Raw genomic sequence first — 19,860 nt, forward strand, 5'->3', positions numbered from 1 at the left:
ATACCGAAATAGAGCAATCTATAATAATAACTATATACAACCTAGGAGGAATGAAAATGAGAAGAGCGTTTATCAGTCCGACGAAATATGTACAAGGTGAGAATGAACTTTTGAATTTAGGTTATTTTGTAAAAACATTCGGGGATTCTGCACTACTCATTGCCCATCCAGATGATGTTACACGTGTGAAAGATAAATTGGAGTCAACTAAACAGAAATTTAATATAACGCTTGTTGAAAGTGGCTTCCAAGGGGAATGCTCAAGACAAGAAGTCGCAAGATTACAAGCTCTAGCCAAGGAACATCAATGTGCATGTACGATTGGTTTGGGTGGAGGTAAGGCAATTGATACGGCAAAATGCGTAGCAGAAGGAGAAGCATTGATCATCGTTCCGACGATAGCAGCTACGGATGCACCAACCAGTCATTCCGCCGTCCTCTATACTCCTGAAGGGGAATTTGATGATTATGCTTACTTCAAGCAAAGTCCGAGTGTAGTCATGATCGACACCACAGTGATCGCCAAAGCACCGACAAGATTTCTTGTTGCAGGGATGGGAGATGCACTCTCCACTTATTTTGAAGCAAGAGCTACAGCAAATTCTTATTCTAACGTAAATGCCGGCTTACCTTGCGGAGTTCGTGAAGGAGTATGTGGGGAAGCTAAGGGGACAATTACCGCGCTAGGTCTTGCCAGACTATGCTATGACACTTTACTTGAAAATGGCTTCAAGGCGAAACAAGCCTGCGATCTGAATATCGTAACACCAGCTTTGGAGAATATCATTGAAACCAATATTTTGTTATCTGGATTAGGCTTTGAAAGCGGAGGTCTGGCTGCGATTCATGCGATTCATAATGGTTTAACAGCTTTAGAAGGAACACATCATTATTATCATGGTGAGAAGGTAGCCTTCAGTACAATTGCTCAGTTAGTGCTTGAGAATGCGGATCGTACTGAATTAAGAGAAGTATTGGACTTCTGTCTGTCGATTGGTCTTCCCGTGTGCCTAGCGGATATTGGAGTGGAGAAAGTCACTTACGAAGAACTTCTTGAGGTGGCTAAAAAAGCTTGTATTGCTGAGGAATCCATTCATTCCATGCCGTTCCCAATTTCAGAGGAGGCGGTTGCATCAGCCATTATGGCTGCCGACCAATTAGGCCGTCAATATAAATTAAGTAAGGAGCTTTAAGATGAAGAAAATTATGAACAAACCGGAAACGTTAGTCCGGGAAATGTGCAATGGACTTGTCTTGGCGCATCCTGAGCTGGATTTCAACGATAAATTCAAAGTGATCTCTAAAAAAGAAATCAACAACAATAAAGTTACTTTAATTAGCGGTGGCGGAAGTGGACATGAACCGGCCCATGCCGGGTTCGTAGGCAGCGGTATGCTGGATGCAGCCGTGTGTGGCGATGTGTTTGCATCTCCATCTCAGATTCAAGTCTATCAAGCGATCCGCCGTTCTGCGAGCAAAAAGGGAACGCTGCTTATTATTAAGAACTACAGCGGCGATATCATGAACTTTAAAAATGCAGCCCATCTCGCAAGCGAAGACGGTATCCAAGTGGAATATGTAAAGGTGGACGATGACATTGCCGTCGAGGACAGTCTTTATACGGTAGGGAAAAGAGGGGTAGCTGGAACCGTTCTTGTTCATAAAATAGCTGGGGCTGCCGCAGAAGCTGGATTGTCTCTGGCGGAAGTGAAAGAAGCAGCTCAGCATGCGATTGATCATGTTCGGACTATCGGCTTCGCCTTCACTTCTTGCACCGTTCCTGCCAAAGGAACCCCGACGTTTCATATCGAAGAGGATGAGATGGAATACGGTGTCGGAATTCACGGTGAACCTGGAATACGCAGGGAAAAAGCCGTATCAGCGGATGAACTGGCGCAGCGAATGGTTACGTCCTTGCTAAGCAACTTGCAAATGAACGATGAGTCGCAGCAAGAAGTTGCTGTTCTGATCAATGGATTTGGTGGAACACCACTGCAAGAGTTATATTTGTTGAATAATTCTGTGATCCGTGAATTGACGGCGAAGAATAAGCAAGTGTTTAAAGTATTTGTCGGCAACTATATGACCAGCATCGATATGGCTGGCGCATCAGTGTCGATTATGAAGCTGGATGAGACGTTGAAGAAATGGTTGTCTGCTCCGTGCGATACACCGGCATTGTCGGTTAAAGGTCCATTTGAGCCTGTGAACTATACAGAGATCATCAAGGAAGAGAAAGCAGACAGCACAGTATCCTTTAAGAATAATACGGATGCTGAAGCAGCGGTGATTAAGAATAACCAGTTTTCCTTGCAAAATATCGTCTATTTGATCGATCAAATGAGTGAGGTCATTATCGAGAATGAGGTGCCTTTCTGTGAGCTAGACGCCCACGCCGGTGATGGTGATTTCGGGATGAGCGTAGCCAAAGGCTTCAAGCAGTTAAAAGTAGAATGGGAAGACATTCTAGCTCATCATCTTAACAATATCGGTGACTTCCTTGATGCGTGTTCATTGGTCATCATGGAGCATTGTGGTGGAGCCTCTGGACCAATCTGGGGATCGGGCTTCCGTGCAGCAAGTAAGTCCGCGCAGCAAAAGCGGGAATTGTCTATTCAGGAGTTTGCGGATATGATGCAGGCTGTTGTTAAAGGGATTCAGGATACGGGTGAAAGATCTTTCGGTAGGGGTGCTGTCGTTGGTGACAAGACCTTGATTGATGCGCTCGTTCCGTTCGCGGATGCTTGGACCCAGAGTGCAGAGCAAGGTGAAGATATCAAGGTGGCAGCAATCAAAGCAGCAGAAGCGGCGGTGCTCGGTGCCCGGAAGACTTCCGATATCGTCGCCCGTATGGGAAGAGCAGGTACAGTAGGCGAACGCAGCATTGGTTATCCGGATGCGGGAGCTTACGCGCTTGGAGTTATTTTCACAGAGCTAGCTAAAACGATGAAATAAGAGATGAAAGAAGCTGAATCCGAAGCTGGATGATGCAACGAAAGTTAAAAGCCGATGGAATAGAAATTGACACCTCCTTATCCTTTAGGATGAGGGGGTGTTTGTATTGTCCGTTGCAGTTTAGCTAATGTCTCGAATATAATGATCTAAATGATAATCGTTATCATTTAATAAATGAATATAGGTGATCTTCTCATGATAAAACACTGTACTGGGGTTTCAGTGTACCGCGGATCTGCTGTGGGTATAACTTAATGTCAAAAAAATCAATCCATAATATCTATAACGGGTACTTTAATGATTTGTTTGAGACTCCGGCTACAAGGGACACCACAGAGCGAATGCATTTCTCACAACCTAGTGACCATGGATACGTCGATAGGGTTATCACACCTTCCGGGATTGAAATTGTTGATAGTAATTACCGTTTCACTGAGGATCGTTTAGTCCGTGTTCAATCCGAAGCAGCTATGATTGAGCTAAGCTTTTGTCTACAGGGCAGCGGAGAAGTTCATGTAACAGGCAACAGTCACGAGTTGGTGCCCGACAGTTGTTCATTGCAGCTCATGCGGGATTTCCACGCCGAATTCCACTATCGCAGTGCAGAGCCCATCCGTTTACTGTCCATTGGTGTGCCGGTAGCACTGTTCGATTCGTGGATGCTGGAGCAAGAATCTACACATTCTTGCAGTTTATCCGGGCTGTTAAATACACAATCTTTTCGGATGTTCCGTATGCCGATTCTTCCAGAGACCTCCCGGTTATTGGTTCAATTGAGGGATTGCCCCTATCATATCTCGATGCGTCGGTTGTACGTAGAAGGTAAGGCATTAGAACTCCTTTCCGCCTATTTTGGCGCTTTTCTTTTTGAACAGAATCGTTTCAAACGTAGCTTGCATTTATCTCGCAGTGACCGAGAAAGCATTCGGAGAGCCAGGGAAATCATCCTTGAGCAAATGGCATACCCTCCATCGCTCATTGAACTGTCCAAGCTGGCGGGGATTAACGAATACAAATTAAAAGTTGGTTTTAAGGAAGAGTACGGTACGACTGTATTTGCCTATTTACGGAACAAGCGTTTAGAAAAAGCATGGGAAATCATGCGTTCTGGGGACAGTAGTGTTAGTCAAACAGCGACGATGGTAGGTTACAACAACTTTAGCCATTTTGCGGAGGCCTTTCGGAAGCAGTATGGAATAAATCCTTCTGAAATCATAAAAAAACGTTAGAAAACCAATAAATATCCGCCAAACCGTTATTCAATCCCTCTGCCGGTAGTACAGCCTATCAGCAGAGTGTATGATCGGACTTGCTAATAGTGAGAATGATTATCAATAGATTGGAGAGGGTTGGAAAAATGTTCAGTTTAAAACGTATCTCTTTTGTCGTAATTGCCTTATTCATGATGGTGATGTTGTACGGATGTGGGAATTCAGGGCAGGAGACTCAAGGAGAAAACGCTCCACCTGCGGTGAAATCTGAACCCGTCGCTACGAATTCTTCCGGAACACGTACCATTAAGGACGCCAAGGGAGATGTTGAAATACCGGTAAACCCGGTTAGAATTGCCGATGTATCTGGCTCAACCGAAGAACTTTTGGTGCTTGGATATAGACCTGTGATTACTGGGAATACAGATATGGCTAATTCACTGGAAATCACACCTATTCTAAAAAAAGAACTGCCGGATGTAACTCCCGCTGGATGGTTTCAAACGGAAGTGAACTTGGAAGCGATCATTGCAGCAAATCCAGATTTGATATTGGCAGGGCCTACGCAAGAGAAAATCTATGATCAACTAAATATGATTGCTCCAACAGTAAGGGTACCTTATGGCTTTAATGCTTTTAGAGAGCGCTTTGCTTTTGTTGCCGAGGTACTTGATAAGAAAATGGGAATGGATGAGTGGCTGAAAGCCTATGACCAACGCGCTCAACAGCTGCATGATCAAATCACAGAGATTACCAAAGAAGAGACGTTTGCAGTAATCGAAGCTACAGAGAAAGAAATCCGGATCTATTCCCGCACAGGTATTGCGGATATGATTTTTAATGATCTTGGATTAATCATCGCGCCAGGTACACCGGAACCAGACCCATGGGGAGGAAAAGTAACAAGTCTAGAAGCACTATCTACCTTTAATCCAGATCATATCATTTTATTATCTGATAATGACCAGAATGTTCTTGATCAAAGTAAGGTCTGGAGCAGCCTAAAAGCTGTGAAATCGAATAATATCTATCGCATGACTAGCAGACAAAACTACAATGAAGCTTTCTTTGCATTAGGGAAAGAGGCATTGCTGGAACAAATCGCTGAGCAAATCAAGGAACATATCAACAAGTAAAGCAATTCTATAAAAAAATGAGTCGCTTCAAGACACTGATTCTAAACTGGATCAGTGTTTTTTAGTTTGAGAAGGACTGAAATATGAAGGTTTTTTCATGAAAATCAAAGAGTTTTTATAAGCTGTACGATTCGCTGGAAGTCAGAACTTGGATGCTGATTGTCGTAAATTTGATTTTTGGTGTATTGTTGATTAATCTGATTGGTGCGCCTATCATGGAATTGATTATGAAAAATAGCACCAAGTAAACAACAATAAATTATTGAAAAGAAGAGGGAAGCTTTATGCAAAGGATTCAAAATTCTAAGATGTATTTTATATTTATTCACATATTTTTGTTGATCTTATTGTGTACCTCGATGTATGCCTATTCTCCATGGATTCGTACTAAAGTGAAGGAAATTCTCGAGCCTGCGGACAAAGTCTATACCATTGCTCACCGTGGCGCTTCGGGATATGCTCCTGAGAATACTTTACCTGCATTCGAACTAGCTATTGATATGGAGACCGATTATATTGAGTTAGATATTCAGTTAACTAAGGATCGTGTTCCTGTTGTTATTCACGATGAAACTATTAATCGCACGACAAATGGAACGGGTTATGTTAAGAATTATACCGTAGAGCAGCTTTCGAAATTAGACGCTGGCTCTTGGTTTAACAAACAGTATCCCATGTTTGCCAGGGATCAATATGCTGGAATACGTATTCCGACTTTAGAAGAGGTATTTGAAAGGTTTGGAAAAGAAGTGGACTATATGATTGAGATTAAAGATCCCGCTTTGAATCCGAATATTGAAACTATATTAAACGAACAAATTGAAAAATATAATCTGTCTGATCATGTTTCCGTACATTCATTTAGTGAGGCGAGTTTACGTAGGCTTCATTCGATTAACCCGGAGATTCCGCTTTATCAAATTATCTGGTATAATATTCCGGTTTATAAAGTACCAGAATCTTTCATCAATCGGGTGAAAACTTATGCGGTTGGTATTAGCCCTAACTTTCAAAGAATAAATTCATCCTATGTCGCACAGGTGAAAAATGCTGGTCTAAAGGTGTTTCCGTACACAGTGAATTATCAAGTGAATATGGACAAAGCCGTGGTTTGGGGTGTAGACGGGGTACATACCAACTTTCCTGACCGTTTTAATGAAGTGATTAAGAATAATAAGAAATGAGGAGTTAAAAAAACGAGATTTCAACTATCGGAAATTCATATGCCGAATACATCGATTTCAGAGACAGGATACCATGTTTTTGAATTTACGTCTTTAAAAAACACTTGAATTGTATAGGTACCTTTTGTATTAAACGAATAAGTAAATTCGTTAGTTTTGAACCAAAAGTTTTCTTCACTCTTCTTAATTTGTTGATTATCGATAGTTTCTGTTTTGTCAGCGGGATCAGTGATTGTAAGTTTTATATCTGAAATTTCTGTTTTTAAATGATCCACTTGTAATAAGGTTGAAAAGGCAAACCGTGCAGGGCTTTTTACCTTACCGAAAATCTCCCCATTGTTATCAAGCAATACCATGTTCACATTTGGCTTGTAGATTCGAACCGTTTTACTTGTTTCATCTAAAGTGATTAAAGCAAACAAATTTTTAGAGAGCTGTTCAACAGGTAAGAGAATGTCTCCCTCGGATATTACTGCTGCCTGTTTTTGTACCACATTATTGAAATATAATGAAACTTCAGATGGGTTCGATGCGGCATAAATCATTGTTCCCGGTAGAATCATTATGCCAAGTGCTAATATAGTCAGTTTAATTATTTTTCTCAATGAAATCTCCTCCTATATTTTCATTATGTTAATTATACCCATAAGATGGAAGATAGTTTCTTTTATGCAATTAATAAAATAAAAGAGAAGGTCAGACGAGGGGACTACCCTCTCCTGACCTTTTTGATGTTAAAATTAAGGAGCGATAGCAAGTAGAAGACTGCTTCCTTTGTTCACCCTAACTAGAACCCTCTCACACTGCTTGGGGGTACTTTTCTATGTTTTTTGAAAGTCCGGCTGAAATAGTAGATATCACTGAAGCCAGTAGTGGTAGCGATTTCAGAAATCGTCAACTGGCTATGCCTTAATAAATAATCTGCACGGTCTAAACGGACAGCATTTATATATTCCGATATCGTATGACCAGTTAATTCCTTGAAGAGACGGCTGAAATGGAACCGGCTTAGCCCTGTTAGTGCCGCAAGTTCGTCAACTTGAATGGGTTCCTGGTAATGGGTATCGATATAACGTAAAACAGGTGCGAAGCGTTCAACCGTTTGAATACGTCTTTCTTGCTCAGCCTGTGAGAGCACGGTGACGATATGTCTGCGCAATAACAGCGTTAGCAGGCGGTATAGCTCGGACTTGACGGCCAGCTCATATCCAAATTCGCGAAGTTCTAGCTCCCGAATAATCGCCAGCGCACAGTCAGTAATGTGCTGATCCCCACGGATATGATTACGTAACAGCAGCTGGTTCTGCTGAATCGGGGCGATGAACTTGGTTTCGGCAGCGTCGCTAACCGCACTATGCAGCAAAGAAGTATCTGCAATAATCGCATAATACAATAAATCAGAAGATGCACTGACCCCATAATGCAGCTCGTTGCTGTTCACAGCAACTAAATCACCAGCCCGTACGTTGATCGGTGTTCGTCCGCATTCAAAAACAGCCTCACCGCTTTCAATAAATAGAAACTCAAGATGCTCATGCCAATGATGCGGGAACAACAAAACTCCCTCTTGGTTGAAGCGCTGGGTATGTACTTTAATCGGAAACTCGGGATCTGGCATGTCCATGGGTTCCTGTAGATGTTTATCATAGTCCAACATTTATTGAAAGCACCTCCTATAGCACAATTGTACAAATGAAACCGCAAGGCTCTGCATGGTGTTTAGGGTTGAAATCATTATAATACGAATCATAACCTATGCAAAATAAAGGAGAGAGTATTAATGGATATGATCAAAATTGGCGTAATAGGAACCGGCTCTATCTCCGGCATGCACTTAAGTTCTTATCGGAATAATCCGCAGACAACCATATATGCGGTTTGTGACCTGAATGAAGAGCGTGCACGAGCTGTTGCTACTGAGTATAACGTGGAAAACGTATACACAGATTATCGTGAATTGCTGGCTAACTCCGAAATAGATGCCGTCAGCATCTGCACATGGAACAACTCTCATGCTGAGATCAGCATCGCGGCACTTGAGGCAGGCAAGCATGTACTTGTGGAAAAGCCGCTTTGCCGCACGGTTGAAGAAGCGCTTCTGGTTCAGCAGGCAGTGGAAAAGAGCGGCAAAATTTTGCAAGTAGGCTTTGTACGGCGTTATGACTCTAATGCCCAGCTACTTCAGACATTGGTGGAGCAAGGAGAATTCGGAGAAATCTACTATGCGAAGGCAACAACGTTCCGGAGACTTGGTAATCCCGGAGGCTGGTTCAGTGATATTGAACGCTCCGGCGGAGGACCATTGATTGATATCGGCGTCCATGTGATCGATCTATGCTGGTATTTGATGGGCCGTCCGAATCCAGTATCAGTCAGTGCCAATACCTACCGTAAGCTTGGCAATCGTTCAAATATCAAGAATCTTTCTTTCTATAAAGCCGCTGATTACGACGCAGCGAACAATACGGTAGAAGATTTAGCAAATGCACTAATTCGCTTTGAGAATGGAGCTTCGCTGATGGTTGATGTTAGCTTTACACTGCATGCCAAAGAAGACGAGCGCTCGGTGCGCCTGTACGGTGACAAGGGCGGGTTTGAAATTGATCCTGAGATAGTCATCGTCAAAGAACAGTCGGATACGATCGTCAATACCTACCCGCAGACCGATCATAAGGGGTTTGAGTTCAACAGTGCATTCCAGAATGAGATTAATCATTTTGCGAACAACATCAGCAACGGCTCTACACCGATTAGTCCTGTGCAGGACGGCGTTACAATCATGAAGATTCTCGGCGCGATCTATGAATCCGCTGCCAAAGGCGAAGAGGTGAAACTATGAAGCTAGGAATCAGTACCTACAGTTTGCATTCAGCTTATTCAACGGGTGAGCTTACGCTTGAAGGAGTCATTGAGACGATCGCCGATCTGGGTGCGGAGCATGCGGAGATTGTACCCTTGGGCATCAATTTGGTTGAGAATCCTGAGCTAATTGATCAGATTGTACGAACGGCAGCAGGTCGTGGACTAGAGTTGTCTAATTATGCTATCGGGGCGAATTTTTCCGGGCTGGAGGCAGTGGAAAGAAAGCGGGAAGTCGAGCGGGTAAAGCGGGAAGTAGACGTCTGTGCGGCATTAGGCATTCAGCGGATGCGGCATGATGTAGCCTCGTCAAATGATCTATCAATTACGCACTTTTTGGAAGAGCTTCCAGATTTGGCTGAAGCCTGTCGAGAAATTGCTGATTATGCCGCAGGTTTGGGCATCACGACCAGTGTGGAGAATCATGGCTACTTTATTCAGCACAGCGATCGTGTACAGGCGTTGGTTCACGCAGTAGGAAGAGATAACTTCCGTACAACACTCGATATTGGTAACTTCCTGTGCGCCGATGAGAATCCGCTTATTGCTGTGACTAGCAATATTAAGCTTGCTTCGATGGTACATTTCAAAGATTTCTATATTCGTCCGCAGGATCGCCAGCCTGGCGAAGGCTGGTTCCAGTCTACTGGTGGGAACTGGTTGAGGGGGGCCATCGTTGGTCAAGGAGACATTGATATGCCGAGTGTCATTCGAACCGTTAAGGAAAGCGGTTACGACGGATATATCTCTGTAGAATTTGAGGGAATGGAAGAGTGCCGTAAGGGGACGAGACTTGGGTTGGAATACATCAAGCGTGTTTGGAACCAAATCTAATTCATTTTAAAGGAGGATTATTGCAATGGTTAAACCAATTATCACTAACAAAATCGGCGTTATCGTAGACAGTTTTCAGGTCGGAGTAAAAGAGGGTTTGCGTAAGGCAAAAGAAGCAGGGGCTGATGGCGTTCAGATTTACGCGGTGCAAGGTGAATTTGATCCCGCTAACCTTTCTCCGTCAGCACGCCGTGAATGGAAGGAATACATCGCTTCACTGGGTCTCGAAATCTCTGCCCTCGTTGGAGATTTAGGCGGACATGGCTTTCAGGACCCTGCACAGAACCATGCCAAAATCGAAAAGTCCAAACGCATTATGGAGCTGGCCAAGGAGCTAGGTACAGATATAGTCACTACACACATCGGTATTGTTCCCTCTGACAACAACAGTAAAATTTATGAAACCATGCACATCGCCTGTGAGGAACTAAGCAGATACGCGCATGAGATGAATTCTTACTTTGCGATTGAGACTGGGCCAGAACCCGCTGCGCGTCTGAAGACGTTCCTCGACGGTTTGGGTTCCAAAGGGGTTTCTGTTAATTTTGATCCGGCCAACATGGTGATGGTGACTGGTGATGATCCCGTGCAAGGTGTTCATACACTAAAAGACTACATTGTACACACCCATGCTAAAGATGGTCTCAAACTTGCCGATATCGATCCGCGCGATGTTTACGGTCAATATGGTTATGAAGCACCAGCATTAGACCATGAGAAGATAGCTGAAATGGCCGACACCGGCACAGCTTTTCGTGAAGTTCCGCTCGGAGCGGGCTCTGTTGACTGGAACAACTATCTGCAAGCGCTGAACGACATCGGTTATACAGGATTCCTGACCATAGAACGGGAAGTTGGCACTAATCCAGAGGAAGATATCCGTCAGGCTGTAAATTTTTTAAAGGGCTTTCGGGTCTGAACACGTAGTGATAAAGATTAAATAGTTCTTCCAGCCTTTGGGATAAAAGAGAAGCTGCCTTACAGGAAAACAGGCCTGTACGGTGGCTTTTTGCAACTTTATCCTCTATTTGACGTTAAAGAAGAGAGAATACGAAGGGGGAGCCTATATGAAAAGGATAAATCTACTAGCCCTTTTAGCAGTCATTTCAGTAATCATTGTTGGATGTATCAATACAGGGAATAAGGATAAAGCGAATCAAACAATGATCGATCTAAGCGCTGTTCATTCCATAACAATTCAGAACGACAGCGGTGAATCGATGACCATAACGGACAATAATTTAATAGAACAATTCAATGAAACTATACATACTGCTGAGTATGACAGCGCTAAGCTTGATATTGCTACACCTGATTATGAAGCCATTGTTGAAATGAAGAATAAAGAAAACGCAAAATTCTCATTCTGGATCTCTGGCGAGAATAATGGTCTTATCACCAAATCTGGACAAAATGGGCATTACAAGTTGCCGGAAACAGAAAAAGCAGTATTGCTTCACTTATTTCAATCAAATGATCAACAAGCAGAAACCGATAATCTAAAGATCGATGAGGACATTAAGCGAATTACAATAGCGGACTCTCTAGCACATGGTTCTGTGAATGCTAACATAAAGGAAGAATACATAGATCATGAAACCATAGAAATTTTCGTCCGAGCCATCCGTAACGCTGTACAAATACCAGGGAATTTAAATACCGCAACGCCTAACTACGATATTGTTCTAATTTCAGATAATAATAAATATGCCTTTCATTTATGGATTAACGAATCAAGCGAGCAAGGCATGTTAATGAATGTGAATGAGACGAGCACAGGCTACACGCTTACTAAGGAATCAACTGCCGAGTTAAAAAAAATTACGTTTATGGATTCAACATTTAAGGGGCTGGAGTTTAATGCAGTACGGAGCTCAAATGGAGATCTGGTGGCTAAACCAATGGGCATATCCGAAAATAACTATATATTAAACGGTGGAGCAGTAGTTGAGCTGCAGGGAATCACATACCACACCATTCATTTTTTCTATGGAGATCACAATGCAATCAATGCTTTGCTAGCCCATGATCCTGCTACGGATGAGGTTAAGGTGAAATGGAGCGATGAGCTGAACGATTCCAATAATCGTTGGAACAATGCCTTTATGAACAACTATAATATGCTAATCCCGTTGGACGGGGATCATCTATTATTTCTGGAATCGGATCTGACGAAAGAAGCTGGGGAATATCATTTGTCCTCATACAATGTTGTTACAGGAAAAATCGAACGTCTTCGGGAAGACTTTTGGCCGCTTTCTGATGATTATGATTACATTTATAAATTTCAATGGAAAGCTGATGAGCAAAAATTGTTTATGCAGAGTTACCTCGGTAATGTATGGATCTTTGATCTGAAGAAAGGACAGGACGATGTCCATCTTCTGAAATATCGCGTAATCCCTCATTCGACGACTGGGGCGCCATCCCTATTTCTTTCACCAACCTTTAAGAGATTTGTACATGATGATGAGAGCGGGCAATTAACCTTTTACGATAATAAAGGAGCTTCGCTACATACTGTACCGTTACCACAAGAGCGATATGTACCTTCTGAGAAAATAAAGTGGAACCCGGCGGGCACGATTGCTTGGATGGATACAGCAGAGGTCAACCAAAACCGAATCCATGACATCGATATCGATTATTTGAAAATAGCTCCACAAATAATTAATTTTTATAATCAGGATGGGCTTCCCATCTGCACTATTATGACTGAAAGCGACCATGAAGATGCAGCGGTTGAAGTTGTAGGATGGATGGATGCTAATATAGCCGTGATGAAGTCCTATTCTGTAGAACTTTTGTACAAGGATACTATAGGGCTGAAGGTTAAGAATGTTTCTTATTATCTCTATGATGTAAAAAAGAAGCAGAGGGGGGCCAGCATTTCGTCCATCCCCTCCAGCGCAACCGTTACGCCAGATCATCAAATGAGCGATGCCGATAATGAAAGGAATATTACTGTGAGTTTTAAAGAAATTACCTATAAAAAAGGAAATTAATTGAGCCTCGGAAGCTCGCTGCAATGATCACATAAGATCATTGGGAAGCTTCCCGAGGCTTCTTTTTTATAATTTCAAGACAATGCTTAAGAATACGTTATATTCATCGGGTTAATCTGTACCCGAATTTTATAATTAGCCTGCTGTAGTTCGGGCGGAAGTCAGTAGGTCTAGCCGGAAACCCTGTACCAGGGTTTCGCCGTTCATAAGATCGGTCTCATACGCCCGTTTGAAGCCTAAGCGATAGTAGAGCTTAATTGCTGAAGCCATCATTTCTGAGGTATGCAGATTCAAAGTGGTGGCACCCAACTCGCGAGATCTCCTTGCAGCTTCATCAATTAGATGGGTTGCAACACCGAGACCGCGAACGGATGGGGATACGGCAAGTAAGCGCAGGATAGGGGAGTGAATGCCTAGCTCAGGTTTACCGTATGCCGTTTCCGAGGAGCTGAACAAGAGTGCGCTACCAATGATTTTCTTGTCGATTTCAGCGATGATCCGCACGATCGGGGCATCGCCATGGACAGATTCAAGAAGTGATTTCTGGTAAGCTAGCCACAACGGCTCGGGCATGATCTCGGAATATTGGTGGTAAGCGTCCAGTATCACTTCAGCGATGGCATCGCGGTCCTTATTCTCAGCTTCACGGATAATAATCTTTTGTGACATATTCTCGGGATCCCCTTTCAGTCCAATGTATTAGTTCATAAGAATGAAGTCATTATAAACGATAATTCCGAGTTATATAAGGGGTATTTTATAATTTTGATATATGAATAGAAAAGCTCTATATGAAATAAACATAACGTTTGATTCGAAATCCGATTGATTTACACGGAATTTAAGTTGACAAAAAATGGGGACGTGAATAAGATATAAACAAAATCTATAGGAAAGCATCGTCATATTTCATTGTTTTTACATCGGAATAGTAAAGTTAATATTTGTTTAGGGGGATTAGGGATGAACATTGAAAATATTGAGGCTTTTGTCTACATCAACCATTATGGAAGCTTCAATAAAGCGGCCGAAGTCCTATATATCTCTCAGCCGACAGTTACGGCACGGATTCAATCGCTCGAAAGGGAATTGGATTGCAGAGTGTTTGATCGGTTAGGTAAGCAGATTAGCCTAACGGATAAAGGAAAGCAATTTCTTCCCTATGCCCAGCAGATTCTTCAGATCTATCAGAACGGTAAATATCAGGTGCAGGCCAAGGGGCATATTCCAAATGAACTGAGGATCGGCAGTACTGTTTCGGTTTCCAATTATTTAATGCCGCATCTGATGCTTCATTTGAAGCGCAGGTATCCGCATATCACAATTAAGCTGACGACAGCTTCTACAGAAGTATTGATTGATAAGCTGAAATCGAAAGAGCTAGATCTGGCTTTTATCCGTAAGGTCGTAAATCCGGCCATTCAAGCTTTTCCTTTCTGCGAAGATCCCATCTCTCTGTATGTACAGGAGGGACATCGCTTAGCTAAGGTACAACGCGCTTCGCTGGAGGATATCCGTCAGGAGACGTTGGTCTTTTTTGAATGCGGGTCTTTGGATTGGATGCGGCTGCATCGTGTATTTGAGAGCATGGAACAGCCGCCGAAGATTGAATATCAGGTGGATAACCTGGAGACAGCCAAGAAGCTGGTGTTGAAAAAAGCAGGCATCTGTTTCCTTCCGGCACTTAGTGTGCAAGAGGAAGTAGCGGCAGGGACGTTAGTACGGGTGGATATTGCGGAGACGGAAGGCATCTCCTTACGAACCAGCCTGATTTCATTAAATGGGGAGAACGCTGAATTCATAGAAACTCTTCTTGAACTCGGTATTGGTAAAACGGGAGATCGACTAATTGTATAGATGTATTAAAAAACTCTATTAGCGCATGGTCACATGCAGTGATAAAGTTAATTGCATATAATGTTGACTATTTCTATAGGAATTATAAATTTAATTTCGGAAGGATGGAGGGCTTGCGATGAGTGAGACATACAGATTGGCAGAACTGAAAGATGCGGAGAATTTACTAGAGGTTACATATCGTGCGTATGAGCTGATTCGCGAGCTCGGGCTGCATTGGCCGGCGGCTACAGCTGACTTGGCACTTATTGAAGACAATATTGCTACGAATGAGTGTTATGTGCTGGAAGTTGATGGAATGATAGTTGCGACGATAACACTTTCAAAAGAAGAAGAGATGAAGAAGATTAGCCCACTGCCTTTTATTAAATGGTTTGCTGCTCATCCGGATTACAGTAACAGAGGTTATGGTGGAAAGCTTCTGAATTGGGTGGAAGAGCACATTATTGCTGGACAATTGGGTTCGGCTGCGGTCACGCTGGCAACGGCGAAGAAGCACCCATGGTTAGTTCAAATGTATGAACGCCGGGGGTATGAACGGTTTCTGGAACTGGATCAGCAGAATGGTGACGGCATTATGTATCTGATGAAAAAAACACTCATAAATAAACCACAATTCATTCAAAGGGGATAGAACAATGAAAAAGTCCATTTCATTAGTAATTGCATCGTTATTGACACTGGCGATAGCAGGTTGCGGAAATAACAGCACGAACAGTAGCCAGAATGGAAATGAAGCCGAAGCTTCGGCAATGGCAAATGGTTCGACAAAGGTAACTAAGATCATCGTAGGCACGGGTACTGCTTTTCCGAAGGTCTGCTTCATAGATGAGAACGGCAAGCTTACCGGCTTTGATGTGGAACTGCTCAAAGAAATCGATAAGCAGCTGCCTGAATATGAATTTGAGTTTCAAACCATGGATTTCAGCAATTTACTGCTGAGTCTGGAAACTAAAAAAATCGACCTGGTTGCCCATGTCATGGAGAAAAATCCGGAGCGGGAGTTGAAATATTCTTTTAACAAAGAAGCCTATGCCCACTGGAGAAACCGCATCGTAGTGGCAAAGGATAATGATTCGATCCAATCACTGGATGATCTCAAAGGAAAAAAGGTGTTAGTCGGTGCGACAAGCGCACAAGCGCAAATTCTGGAGAACTACAATAAAGAGCATGACAATGCGATTAATATCGTGTATCAGAACGGTGCAGCGAATGATACCGTCGCACAGATTAGTACTGGGCGTGTGGACGCTACGCTAGCTGCAGATTTTGTACTCCCGATCATTGATCCGCAGAGTCAGCTAAAAGCAACGGGCGACGAGCTGTCCTCTGCGGACATTCTCTATGTTTTCCGTAAGGATGATGCCGATTCACAAAAGCTGTCAGATGCGATTGACAGTGCGATTAAAGAGCTGAAGACGGATGGAACACTGGGTAAGCTGAGCACGGAATGGCTGGGTGCGGATGTTACAGCGGATTCGGTTAAATGATTGAGCCGGTGAGCACGGGAAGGGAGGGAATATATGGGCGCACAGTTTGATATCAGTTTTGTATTTTCGTTTTTGCCTAAGCTGCTAGGGACTTTAAGCACCACGCTTCTGATTGTCGCCTGTTCTCTACTGACAGGAATTATTGTCGGCTTTCTCGTAGCTCTGCCAAGACTTTATAAAGTGCCTGTGTTAAAGACCCTCTCCGAAATCTATATTTCTTTTTTTCGGGGAACTCCGATTCTTATCCAGCTCTTCTTGTTTTATTATGGTCTGCCTGAAATCATGAAGCTGGTCCATGTGGATATGACCCGAACTCCAGTACTTGTCTTTGTGATTCTAACCTACGGTCTGCATACGGGAGCCTACATGTCCGAAATGATTAGGGCTTCTGTGATGGCGGTGGATAAGGGGCAAGTGGAGGCTGCATATGCTGCGGGGATGACGGGATTTCAAGCTTTTACACGAATCGTGCTGCCCCAAGCGCTAGGTATAGCAGTTCCTGTATTCTCCAATCTAGTAATTGCACTACTGAAAGATACGTCATTAGCTTTTACTCTCGGCGTGATGGAAATGACAGGTAAAGCTCAGACGCTTGGCAGCTTAACACAGCATTTTATTGAAACCTATATCGCGCTTGCGCTTATCTATCTGGTCATCAGCTTTACGATTGAGAAGCTGCTGCTTGTAGCAGAACACCATCTGCTACGGCATGAAAAGCGAAATACGCCTGACAAAAAATTGTTTAAAATTAACAAAAGCTGGTCCTACCGACGCATTATTGCAGAATTGGGACCGGGCAAAGGAGGCACCGGATTATGAAATTGGACCCATCGTTTATATGGACTGCGCTGGTACAAATTCTGAGTGCAATTCCTACGACCTTATATATTACGGTTGTCTCTGTATGGATTGGTTTTGTGATTGGAGTGGCTGTAGCCTTGATCCGGCTTTACAGAGTTCCACTGCTGCATCCGCTGGCCGTCGGTTATGTTACATTCATCCGCGGGACACCGATGCTGACGCATCTGCTGCTTATATATTTTGGGCTTCCTGTGCTGATTGATGGTCTGGCGGCTCATTTCGGCTGGAGCTTTAGGTCGGTTTCGATTCCGATGATCGGTTTTGCTTATATTTCGTTCTCGATTACTGCTGGAGCTTATATGTCCGAGGTCGTCCGTTCCGGTCTGCTCGCTGTGGATCGTGGTCAGCTAGAAGCGGCCCACTCTATCGGTATGACAACGCCCCAAGCACTAAAGCGGATTGTTTTTCCTCAAGCGCTGGCGGCAAGTCTGCCTAATCTTTCGAATTCAGTTATCGGTATGCTGCACGGATCTACCCTTGCTTTTACGGTTTCGGTGGTGGATATCAATGCTAAGGCACAGATAGTGGCTTCAACGAACTGGAAGTTTTTTGAGGCATATCTGGCGGCAGCGCTGATCTTCTGGGCACTAACGTTTCTGATCGAACGCGTGACGTCGGTCATTGAGAAAAGGATTAATCTTTACAATCGAGGTGGAGTAGCATGATTAAACTTGCGCAAATTTCGAAGTCGTTCGGTCGGAATCAGGTGTTAAACAATATAGATTTAACAGTGACGAAGGGGGAGGTTGTCGTCATTCTCGGTCCCAGTGGCTCAGGCAAAACGACTCTCTTACGCTGCGTGAATTATCTGGAGAGACCAAGCAGCGGAGAGATCGCCATTGGCGATTTCAAAGTGAACTGCAAACACGCCCGAAAAAAGGAGATTCATCAGCTTAGGCAAAAAACGGCAATGGTATTTCAGCAGTACAATTTGTTCCGTCATAAAACTGCGCTGGAGAACGTGATGGAAGGGCTGTTAATTGTCAAAAAGCTTCCGAAGGACGAAGCGAGAAAGCGGAGTATAGCACTGCTTGAAAAGGTAGGTCTTGCCAGCAAGCTGGACGCTTACCCGAGTCAGCTGTCCGGGGGTCAGCAGCAGCGTGTAGGGATTGCCCGAGCCTTGGCGCTTGAGCCAGAGGTTATCTTGTTCGACGAACCCACATCGGCGCTGGACCCTGAGCTAGTGGGTGAGGTGCTGGCTGTTATCCGGAAAATTGCCAAGGAAGGCATCACAATGATTGTAGTCACCCATGAAATGGGGTTTGCTCGTGATGTGGCGAATCATGTAGTTTTTATGGACGGAGGCGTCATTGTTGAAGAAGGAACGCCGACAGAGCTGTTTAATCATCCGCGCGAAGAAAGAACGAAGCAGTTCCTGAAGCGAATCACACCTGAATTTAACTATTCCATATAGGAGGAAAAAAATGGCTATTACAATCAGCGTACTCGATCAAAGTCCGATCTATCCGGGAGAAACGCCAGAGGAAGCATTCCAGCATACGATCAAGCTGGCTCAACTGTCCGAGGCGCTTGGATTCCGTCGATTCTGGGTTTCGGAGCATCATGACTCCGAGCAGGTGGCCGGTTCTTCTCCAGAAGTACTCATCGCACATCTGTTGGCCAAAACAGAGCGCATCCGCATTGGCTCCGGTGGCATCATGCTCCAGCATTACAGCCCGTACAAGGTGGCGGAGAACTTTAATGTGTTGGCTACACTTGCTCCTGGCCGAGTGGATCTCGGAGTGGGACGCGCTCCCGGCGGTCTCCCGCGCAGCACACAAGCGCTTCAGCAGGAAAGAACCGAATCCCCTAGCCTAACGGACAAAATCATCGAGCTGGAGAAATATGTGCATAACCGGCTCGAAGAAAACCACCCGCTGGCTGGGTTGAAGGCAGGTCCCCTTCCTGGTATTCCGCCTGAGCTGTATGTGCTTGGCGCGAGTGTAGGCAGTGCAGAGATTGCTGCTGAACTTGGATTACCTTATGTGTTCTCCCTATTTATTAATAGCGATAAGACAGTAGCGCTAGATGCTATTCGTGCTTACCGCAGCGGTTTTGTTTCTTCACAGGGCAGACAACCGCAAGCAATTATCGCTTTAGCACTAGTGGTGGCTGAGACCGAAGAGGAAGCGAAAGAACTGGCGGGCGCACATAAGTTGATTCGGATTCAGCTGGCAAGCGGGAAGAAGCTAACCGTTGGAACCCGGGAACAGGCGGAGGAGTTTGCCCGCCAGAGCAATGAAGCCTACACGATTGAAGAGCTGGAACCAGAGATTACCAAAGGAACAAAGAACTCTGTACGTGAACAGCTGTTGGCACTTTCAGAGGCATCCGGTATTGAGGAGTTCATCATAACTACGAATGTGCAGCCTTTTGACAAAAGGTATCGCTCCTTTGAGCTACTGAGCGAAGCAATCGCTGAAGTGCCGGCAGAGGCATGAGCCGGCGGATCAGGATCACACAGGAAA

19 protein-coding genes are annotated in these 19,860 nt (G+C 44.1%); 16 read left to right on the top strand and 3 right to left on the bottom strand.

The features are described 5' to 3' along the window. Positions 1-56: 56 nt before the first annotated feature. From ACN6KS_RS14870 to ACN6KS_RS14890, 5 genes are all read left to right on the top strand, one after another. Complete coding sequence (locus ACN6KS_RS14870) at positions 57-1,193, top strand: glycerol dehydrogenase (protein WP_440962338.1); 1,137 nt, start codon at positions 57-59, stop codon at positions 1,191-1,193. Position 1,194: 1 nt separating this feature from the next. Next, positions 1,195-2,955, top strand: a complete 1,761-nt coding sequence (gene dhaK / locus ACN6KS_RS14875; protein ID WP_440962339.1) for a dihydroxyacetone kinase subunit DhaK — start codon at positions 1,195-1,197, stop codon at positions 2,953-2,955. Between the two features lie 254 nt (positions 2,956-3,209). Continuing rightward, positions 3,210-4,184 carry a helix-turn-helix domain-containing protein gene (locus ACN6KS_RS14880; protein WP_440962340.1) on the top strand — a complete coding sequence of 325 codons (975 nt, stop codon included), beginning with the start codon at positions 3,210-3,212 and terminating at the stop codon, positions 4,182-4,184. 128 nt (positions 4,185-4,312) lie between these two features. Continuing rightward, a complete protein-coding gene (locus ACN6KS_RS14885; RefSeq protein WP_440962341.1) occupies positions 4,313-5,302 on the top strand; it encodes an ABC transporter substrate-binding protein in 990 nt (329 codons plus the stop codon). A gap of 284 nt (positions 5,303-5,586) precedes the next feature. After that, positions 5,587-6,486: a glycerophosphodiester phosphodiesterase gene (locus ACN6KS_RS14890; RefSeq protein ID WP_440962342.1), complete on the top strand. Its 900-nt coding sequence runs from the start codon at positions 5,587-5,589 to the stop codon at positions 6,484-6,486. Between the two features lie 35 nt (positions 6,487-6,521). Here the strand turns inward: ACN6KS_RS14890 and ACN6KS_RS14895 are convergent, their stop codons facing one another. Continuing rightward, positions 6,522-7,091, bottom strand: coding sequence for a stalk domain-containing protein (locus ACN6KS_RS14895; RefSeq protein ID WP_440962343.1), 570 nt, complete (start codon positions 7,089-7,091; stop codon positions 6,522-6,524). Between the two features lie 182 nt (positions 7,092-7,273). Continuing rightward, positions 7,274-8,143: a helix-turn-helix domain-containing protein gene (locus ACN6KS_RS14900; protein WP_094874974.1), complete on the bottom strand. Its 870-nt coding sequence runs from the start codon at positions 8,141-8,143 to the stop codon at positions 7,274-7,276. Positions 8,144-8,266: 123 nt separating this feature from the next. Between ACN6KS_RS14900 and ACN6KS_RS14905 the strand changes: the two genes are divergently transcribed. The 4 genes from ACN6KS_RS14905 (at position 8,267) to ACN6KS_RS14920 (ending at position 13,184) form a co-directional block, all read left to right on the top strand. Next, positions 8,267-9,325: a Gfo/Idh/MocA family protein gene (locus ACN6KS_RS14905; protein ID WP_094869037.1), complete on the top strand. Its 1,059-nt coding sequence runs from the start codon at positions 8,267-8,269 to the stop codon at positions 9,323-9,325. After that, entirely contained in the window at positions 9,322-10,179 is an 858-nt protein-coding gene (locus ACN6KS_RS14910) for a sugar phosphate isomerase/epimerase family protein (protein ID WP_440962344.1), read from the top strand. Before ACN6KS_RS14905 ends, ACN6KS_RS14910 begins: the two co-directional genes overlap by 4 nt. Positions 10,180-10,204: 25 nt before the next feature. Beyond that, a complete protein-coding gene (locus ACN6KS_RS14915; protein WP_094874977.1) occupies positions 10,205-11,098 on the top strand; it encodes a sugar phosphate isomerase/epimerase family protein in 894 nt (297 codons plus the stop codon). 148 nt (positions 11,099-11,246) lie between these two features. Next, a complete protein-coding gene (locus tag ACN6KS_RS14920) occupies positions 11,247-13,184 on the top strand; it encodes a hypothetical protein (protein ID WP_094874978.1) in 1,938 nt (645 codons plus the stop codon). 135 nt (positions 13,185-13,319) lie between these two features. Here the strand turns inward: ACN6KS_RS14920 and ACN6KS_RS14925 are convergent, their stop codons facing one another. Further along, the gene (locus tag ACN6KS_RS14925; protein WP_094869033.1) at positions 13,320-13,853 is read right to left on the bottom strand and encodes a GNAT family N-acetyltransferase; all 534 of its coding nucleotides are present in this window, start codon (positions 13,851-13,853) and stop codon (positions 13,320-13,322) included. Positions 13,854-14,147: 294 nt separating this feature from the next. Here ACN6KS_RS14925 and ACN6KS_RS14930 point away from each other — a divergent pair, with 294 nt between their 5' ends. From ACN6KS_RS14930 to ACN6KS_RS14960, 7 genes are all read left to right on the top strand, one after another. Further along, a complete protein-coding gene (locus ACN6KS_RS14930) occupies positions 14,148-15,041 on the top strand; it encodes a LysR family transcriptional regulator (RefSeq protein WP_094874980.1) in 894 nt (297 codons plus the stop codon). A 118-nt stretch (positions 15,042-15,159) separates the two neighbouring features. Next, on the top strand, positions 15,160-15,675 hold the full coding sequence (locus ACN6KS_RS14935; protein ID WP_440962345.1) for a GNAT family N-acetyltransferase: 516 nt from the start codon (positions 15,160-15,162) through the stop codon (positions 15,673-15,675). A gap of 4 nt (positions 15,676-15,679) precedes the next feature. Then, positions 15,680-16,531: a transporter substrate-binding domain-containing protein gene (locus tag ACN6KS_RS14940; protein WP_440962346.1), complete on the top strand. Its 852-nt coding sequence runs from the start codon at positions 15,680-15,682 to the stop codon at positions 16,529-16,531. A 33-nt stretch (positions 16,532-16,564) separates the two neighbouring features. Continuing rightward, positions 16,565-17,350, top strand: a complete 786-nt coding sequence (locus ACN6KS_RS14945) for an amino acid ABC transporter permease (protein ID WP_440962347.1) — start codon at positions 16,565-16,567, stop codon at positions 17,348-17,350. Next, on the top strand, positions 17,347-18,057 hold the full coding sequence (locus ACN6KS_RS14950; protein WP_094869028.1) for an amino acid ABC transporter permease: 711 nt from the start codon (positions 17,347-17,349) through the stop codon (positions 18,055-18,057). The genes ACN6KS_RS14945 and ACN6KS_RS14950 overlap by 4 nt, the downstream gene beginning before the upstream one ends. Beyond that, the gene (locus tag ACN6KS_RS14955) at positions 18,054-18,806 is read left to right on the top strand and encodes an amino acid ABC transporter ATP-binding protein (RefSeq protein ID WP_076286779.1); all 753 of its coding nucleotides are present in this window, start codon (positions 18,054-18,056) and stop codon (positions 18,804-18,806) included. The genes ACN6KS_RS14950 and ACN6KS_RS14955 overlap by 4 nt, the downstream gene beginning before the upstream one ends. Before the next feature lie 10 nt (positions 18,807-18,816). Continuing rightward, positions 18,817-19,833: an LLM class flavin-dependent oxidoreductase gene (locus ACN6KS_RS14960; RefSeq protein ID WP_440962348.1), complete on the top strand. Its 1,017-nt coding sequence runs from the start codon at positions 18,817-18,819 to the stop codon at positions 19,831-19,833. Positions 19,834-19,860 lie beyond the last annotated feature (27 nt).

It is taken from the genome of Paenibacillus nitricinens, assembly GCF_052056485.1.
GTDB lineage: Bacteria > Bacillota > Bacilli > Paenibacillales > Paenibacillaceae > Paenibacillus_AQ > Paenibacillus_AQ nitricinens.

Excerpts from the sequence above, each read along its gene's own strand:
- ACN6KS_RS14870 (WP_440962338.1), top strand. The coding sequence starts at position 57 with ATGAGAAGAGCGTTTATCAGTCCGACGAAATATGTACAAGGTGAGAAT.
- dhaK (WP_440962339.1), top strand. The coding sequence starts at position 1,195 with ATGAAGAAAATTATGAACAAACCGGAAACGTTAGTCCGGGAAATGTGC.
- ACN6KS_RS14880 (WP_440962340.1), top strand. The coding sequence starts at position 3,210 with ATGTCAAAAAAATCAATCCATAATATCTATAACGGGTACTTTAATGAT.
- ACN6KS_RS14885 (WP_440962341.1), top strand. The coding sequence starts at position 4,313 with ATGTTCAGTTTAAAACGTATCTCTTTTGTCGTAATTGCCTTATTCATG.
- ACN6KS_RS14890 (WP_440962342.1), top strand. The coding sequence starts at position 5,587 with ATGCAAAGGATTCAAAATTCTAAGATGTATTTTATATTTATTCACATA.
- ACN6KS_RS14900 (WP_094874974.1), bottom strand. The coding sequence starts at position 8,143 with ATGTTGGACTATGATAAACATCTACAGGAACCCATGGACATGCCAGAT.
- ACN6KS_RS14905 (WP_094869037.1), top strand. The coding sequence starts at position 8,267 with ATGGATATGATCAAAATTGGCGTAATAGGAACCGGCTCTATCTCCGGC.
- ACN6KS_RS14910 (WP_440962344.1), top strand. The coding sequence starts at position 9,322 with ATGAAGCTAGGAATCAGTACCTACAGTTTGCATTCAGCTTATTCAACG.
- ACN6KS_RS14915 (WP_094874977.1), top strand. The coding sequence starts at position 10,205 with ATGGTTAAACCAATTATCACTAACAAAATCGGCGTTATCGTAGACAGT.
- ACN6KS_RS14920 (WP_094874978.1), top strand. The coding sequence starts at position 11,247 with ATGAAAAGGATAAATCTACTAGCCCTTTTAGCAGTCATTTCAGTAATC.
- ACN6KS_RS14925 (WP_094869033.1), bottom strand. The coding sequence starts at position 13,853 with ATGTCACAAAAGATTATTATCCGTGAAGCTGAGAATAAGGACCGCGAT.
- ACN6KS_RS14930 (WP_094874980.1), top strand. The coding sequence starts at position 14,148 with ATGAACATTGAAAATATTGAGGCTTTTGTCTACATCAACCATTATGGA.
- ACN6KS_RS14935 (WP_440962345.1), top strand. The coding sequence starts at position 15,160 with ATGAGTGAGACATACAGATTGGCAGAACTGAAAGATGCGGAGAATTTA.
- ACN6KS_RS14940 (WP_440962346.1), top strand. The coding sequence starts at position 15,680 with ATGAAAAAGTCCATTTCATTAGTAATTGCATCGTTATTGACACTGGCG.
- ACN6KS_RS14945 (WP_440962347.1), top strand. The coding sequence starts at position 16,565 with ATGGGCGCACAGTTTGATATCAGTTTTGTATTTTCGTTTTTGCCTAAG.
- ACN6KS_RS14950 (WP_094869028.1), top strand. The coding sequence starts at position 17,347 with ATGAAATTGGACCCATCGTTTATATGGACTGCGCTGGTACAAATTCTG.
- ACN6KS_RS14955 (WP_076286779.1), top strand. The coding sequence starts at position 18,054 with ATGATTAAACTTGCGCAAATTTCGAAGTCGTTCGGTCGGAATCAGGTG.
- ACN6KS_RS14960 (WP_440962348.1), top strand. The coding sequence starts at position 18,817 with ATGGCTATTACAATCAGCGTACTCGATCAAAGTCCGATCTATCCGGGA.